Genomic DNA, 4,956 nt, shown 5'->3' with positions numbered 1-4,956 from the left:
CAGCGCGACCCGCAGCTTGTCGATCGCCTGGCGAATCAGTTTCGTATCAACGGGATCGGCCTGACCCGCCTGCTCCACCATCTTTTCCGCCTCGGCAACCACCGCGTCGGATTCGGCGCGATTGGTTTCCGAAGCGTAGGCTGACGATGCGATCGCGAGTACTCCCCACGCCGAAATCGCGATCGCGAGCATCAAGCCCGGATTCAATCGCAAGCTTCCATCCTTTCGACAAATCATGTTCCCGCCTTGTTCATCGCGATATCAATGATAATAGACGCCGCGCGCGAATTGGCAAGATTGCGCGTCTCATCGGCGCCAAGTTGTTTCGCGCGGTCTGCTGGAATAACTATGGGATTGTGCCCCGCGACTCGTTCAATCGTGAGATAGATTACCTGCGGCTGTCGGTAATCGATGCATGCAACATGCGATGCGTTTACTGTATGCCGCTGGAAGGCTTGCGCTTTCTCCCCAAGGACGAACTGCTGACGCCGGTCGAGTTCGAAACGGTCGCGCGGGCGGCGGTGAGCGTGGGCTTTCGAAAATTCCGGCTCACCGGCGGGGAGCCGACGCTGCGGCTCGATCTGATCGAGATCGTCGAACGCCTCGCTCGCATTCCCGGCGTGGACGGCCTCGCGCTGACGACCAATGCTCTCCTGCTGACTGACCTCGCGCCGGCCCTTAAACGCGCGGGCCTGAATCGTATCAACGTGCATCTCGACAGCCTGGACCCGGCGACCATCGAACGGCAGATGCGATGGGGCAGCTTCGAGAAAATCTGGCGCGGGATAGTCGCGGCGGAAGAAGCGGGACTCACCCCGATAAAGCTCAACTCGGTTGTAACCGCCGGCTACAACGAATCCGACGTCGTCGAGCTCGCGCGCCTGACCGTCGAGCGCGACTGGCACGTGCGATTTATCGAGCTGATGCCGCTGGGCGGCGGCGAATGCGCGACATTGTCGATGAAGCGCTACGTCTCGAACATCGAAACCCGCCGCAGAATCGAGTCGGCACTCGGTCCGCTGACTGAACTCCCCTCGGAAAACCTGGCCGACGAATCGCGCAACTATCAGCTCGCGGGTGCGCGCGGCGTCGTGGGATTCATCAGCCCGGTCAGCGAGCCTTACTGCGGCACCTGCAACCGGATGCGCCTGACGGCAGACGGCAAATTTCACCTGTGCCTGCTCAACGACGACGAACTGGACGTCCGCAAAGCCCTCCGCTCGAATTCAAGCGACGTGATCGGGGACGTAGCGCGAATCCTCAAGCGCGCAGTCGAACTGAAGCCAACCGGCCACCACCTGCTCGAAGGCCGCTCGACGCAAGACCGCTCGATGTACCAAATCGGCGGCTAGCCGAAAATTAGGACGACCTTTGGCGACTGAAGAAGAGATGCAGGCCGCGCACATTGGCGGCATGCCGGTGCACAATGCTCCTGTACAGCTTATCGAGTATAACGCCGAATGGCCGACGCTGTTCATCCGCGAGGCGGAGCGGGTCCGCGCTACGCTCGGCGCGCGCGTGCTCATGCTCGAGCATGTAGGCTCGACCTCAGTTCCTGGGCTCGCCGCCAAGCCGATCATCGACATGATTCTGGCGGTCGCGGATTCGGCCGATGAGCCGGCGTACGTGCCCGCGATGGAGTCAGCAGGATACGTGCTCCGCATCCGCGAGCCGGAATGGCATCAGCATCGGCTGTTCAAGGGACCAGACACCACGATCAATCTTCACGTCTATTCGTTCGGATGCCCCGAGATAGACAAGATGCTCATGTTCCGCGACTGGCTGCGCGCCAACGATGCGGACCGCGAACTTTACGAGCGCACCAAGCGAGAGCTCGCCAAGCAGACCTGGAAATACGTCCAGAACTACGCCGACGCCAAGACGTCAGTCGTCGAGGAAATCGTCGCGCGCGCCCGCGCCGCGCGCGGCTGCGCACGATCCCGATAGCGACATTCTTCTCTGTTGAAAAGGTCTATCTAATTCATCTGCGCGCGCGCCCACACCGAGTCCGCCACGCAATACGACCCATTGAGTCCGGAGTGAACCTCGTTAGCCGGGATTGATCTGTCCTGAAGTCGTTTTGTACACCTTGGCACAATATTTATGCGCCTTGATCCGCAGTTAGCAGCGAATTCAAATAAACGAGTAATTTGACATACCTACGGCAGCTTAGTATTTCTCCCGAGGTCTAAATTTTACCTTAAAGGGCTACCAAAACATGAAAATTTCACATTTCGTTCCCGTGCTCGCCGCCTTACTTTTCAGCGCAACCACGCTCGCTTTTACGACCTCGCCTGCTCGCGCTCAAGACAGCTCGATCTTCGGCGGCCAACAGTCTGATCAGGGCGAGACCGCAACATCGCCAGATGCGAAAAAACCGCCCTTGACGGTTTCGGGATCGTGGTCGGGAACGATCGACGATAATCTGGCGGGCGCGGGTACCCTCGACGTCGATTTTACCGAAGCCCCTAGTGGAGCGCTGACCGGCGATTGGTCGTTTGCGTTCTCCCAGGGTACCGACTTTGGCACCATTGAGGGGAAAGCCACTTCAAAAGGAGTCGCTATTTCGTTTATATTCGTTCCGAAGCCTCCATTTATTCATTGCAAGTTCTCGATGGCTGACGCTCATGCGACCGACACCGACATATCCGGTCGCTATCATTTTACGGTATGCGGATCCCTCACGAAGAAGGAGCACGGCACTCTCATGATCGCGCCGAAGTGAAGCCCCCGTCAGTTGCCGAAGTCCCAGCTCTCTCCGTTGTGATACCGGCTCAGCACGTTCTTCGCGATCAGGATCCGGTGGACCTCGTCCGGGCCGTCCGCGAGGCGTAGCGTTCGTGCGCCCTGGTACATGCCGGCGAGTGGCAGGTCGCCTGAGACGCCTGCTGCGCCCCATACCTGGATCGCGCGATCTACTACCCGCTCGAAGGCCGCCGGGACGAACACCTTGATCGCCGAGATGTCCGTGCGCGGGTCGCCGCCGCTGTCCATCCGCTCCGCTGTGTGGATTGTCATCAGACGCGCGGCCTGGATGTCGATGTACGAATCCGCGATAAAGCCCTGGATGAACTGCTTGGTCTCGAGCTTGCCGCCGTGCACCTCGCGCATCGTGGCGCGCTCGACCATCAGGTCGAACGCCCGGCACATCTGCCCGATCGAGTTCATGCAGTGATAGACGCGCCCCGCGCCGAGCCGATCCTGCGCCGCCTGATGCCCCGAGCCAGCCTGGCCGAGCTGGTTGCTGAGCGGCACGCGCACGTCGTCGTAAACGATCTCGCAGTGGTCGCTCTGTCGTCCCCAGACCTCGACGCCGCGCACGATGCGCAGGCCCGGCGTGTTCTTGGGCACGATTATCTGCGTCATACGTCCGTTGTCGGCGCCGCTCCCGCCGGTGCGACACATGACTATCAGGAAGTCGGCGCGAAACCCGTTCGAGGTGAACCATTTGTGGCCGTTGATCACCCACTGATCGCCATCGCGGACCGCGGTGGTCTTGATCGATCGCGGATCCGATCCGGCCGAATCGGGCTCGGTCATCGAGAAGCCGGATTCCATCTTGCCCTCAGTCAGCGGCACCAGCCATTTCTGTTTCTGCTCCTCGGTGCCGTACTTGAGCAGGATAGACTGATTGCCCGAGTTGGGCGCGACCACGCCGAACAGCGCCGCCGCTCCCATGCTGTAGGCCAGCACCTCATTCATGTACGCATGCTCGAGGAAGCCGAGTCCCGCGCCACCGTATTCCGGCGGAAGATGCGGCGCCCACAGGCCCGCCTGCTTGACCTTCGCCTTGACGGACTCGCGCAACTCGCGGGAGCTGCGCCGCTCCTCGTCGGTGCCGCCCTCGCGGTATCCCGCCCAAAGCTTCTTTTCATTGGGCAGGATGTCATGGTTGACGATCTTCGCCGTGAGCGCGCGAATCTCGTTGATTCGGGGGTTGAGCGTCGGAATCGGCTTCACATTCATTTGCATGATGAGGTCTCCTTTGCGGGCCCAAGCTTAGCGCGGCGCCGACAAGATGAAAACGCGGCGTGGTCAGCGTTCTTCGCCGATCAGGAGGATTGAGACCGCGATCATTGCGAACAAATCGGCGGATGAGCGGTTCTGGCCGCGGCTGTTTGACGTTGGATAGTCGTTCTGAGAGGCTGTCCGCGAAACCGATTCAGGTGATTCGATTGCTAACGCGGCTACTAGCGCCGTGGGAGGGGTCCATGGCAGATCGAAATCCGCGTTATACAATCGCAGCAATTGCGCTGCCGCTTTTGTTCCTGGCGATGTCGGGGTTGGCGCGCGCCGCCACGCTTACTGTCACCAACACTCTGGACAGCGGCATGGGGAGTCTGCGCGCTGAGATTCTCGCCGCTTCAACCGGCGATACCATCAATTTCAGCGTCAGCGGGACGATCACGCTGGGCAGCACCCTTCCTGCGATCGCAATCAACTTGACGATCGATGGCAGCGGACAATCCGTCACCGTGGATGGCGACAGCAAGTTTCAAATTTTTACGGTTAACTCGGGCTCCATGCTCAGCCTGCAATTTCTGACGTTGCAAAATGGAAGCGTGACCGGCGGCTCCGGCGCCGACGGCGGCGCGATCCTCAACAACGGCCAGCTGACCTTTACTGACTGCACGTTCCTGGACAACCGGGCCACCGGCGTGGTCGGCAGCATCATCGGCGGCTTCGGCAACGGCGGCGCTATCTTTAACGAGGGCACGCTGACCGTTAACAACAGCACGTTTTCGGACAACCATGCCACTGGCGGCGCTGGCAGTGGAATCGGTTCCTTCGGCGGCGGCGGCCAAGGCGGCGCCATCTTCAACGAGGGCACGGTGACCGTCTCCAACAGCACGTTTTCGGACAACCAAGCCACCGGCGCCGCCAACAGCAGCGCTGGCGGGTCCCACGGTGGCGGTGGCGTGGGCGGCGCTATCTTGAACGATGGCACGGTGACCC

General features: G+C 60.7%; 5 protein-coding genes and 1 pseudogene. 4 read left to right on the top strand and 2 right to left on the bottom strand.

Annotated elements, in window-relative coordinates; genetic code table 11:
- Positions 1 to 213 (bottom strand): hypothetical protein (locus VIW95_RS07970; RefSeq protein ID WP_331585156.1); only part of this gene is annotated, 213 nt, incomplete at its 3' end.
- Between the two features lie 143 nt (positions 214 to 356).
- Here VIW95_RS07970 and moaA point away from each other — a divergent pair.
- The 3 genes from moaA (at position 357) to VIW95_RS07955 (ending at position 2,725) form a co-directional block, all read left to right on the top strand.
- Positions 357 to 1,352 carry a GTP 3',8-cyclase MoaA gene (gene moaA, locus VIW95_RS07965; protein ID WP_331585154.1) on the top strand — a complete coding sequence of 332 codons (996 nt, stop codon included), beginning with the start codon at positions 357 to 359 and terminating at the stop codon, positions 1,350 to 1,352.
- A gap of 37 nt (positions 1,353 to 1,389) precedes the next feature.
- Positions 1,390 to 1,947, top strand: a complete 558-nt coding sequence (locus tag VIW95_RS07960; RefSeq protein ID WP_349259304.1) for a GrpB family protein — start codon at positions 1,390 to 1,392, stop codon at positions 1,945 to 1,947.
- Between the two features lie 295 nt (positions 1,948 to 2,242).
- Complete coding sequence (locus tag VIW95_RS07955) at positions 2,243 to 2,725, top strand: hypothetical protein (RefSeq protein ID WP_331585150.1); 483 nt, start codon at positions 2,243 to 2,245, stop codon at positions 2,723 to 2,725.
- An 8-nt stretch (positions 2,726 to 2,733) separates the two neighbouring features.
- Here the strand turns inward: VIW95_RS07955 and VIW95_RS07950 are convergent, their stop codons facing one another.
- The gene (locus tag VIW95_RS07950; RefSeq protein WP_331585148.1) at positions 2,734 to 3,972 is read right to left on the bottom strand and encodes an acyl-CoA dehydrogenase family protein; all 1,239 of its coding nucleotides are present in this window, start codon (positions 3,970 to 3,972) and stop codon (positions 2,734 to 2,736) included.
- Between the two features lie 239 nt (positions 3,973 to 4,211).
- Between VIW95_RS07950 and VIW95_RS07945 the strand changes: the two are divergent.
- Positions 4,212 to 4,956 (top strand): annotated as a pseudogene (locus tag VIW95_RS07945) (hypothetical protein); the annotation flags it as partial.

The sequence above is a fragment of the Binatus sp. (SeqCode) genome, from assembly GCF_036522015.1.
GTDB lineage: Bacteria > Desulfobacterota > Binatia > Binatales > Binataceae > Binatus.
Note: the sequence above shows the minus strand (reverse complement) of the source record. Positions and strands in the feature narration are given on the sequence as shown.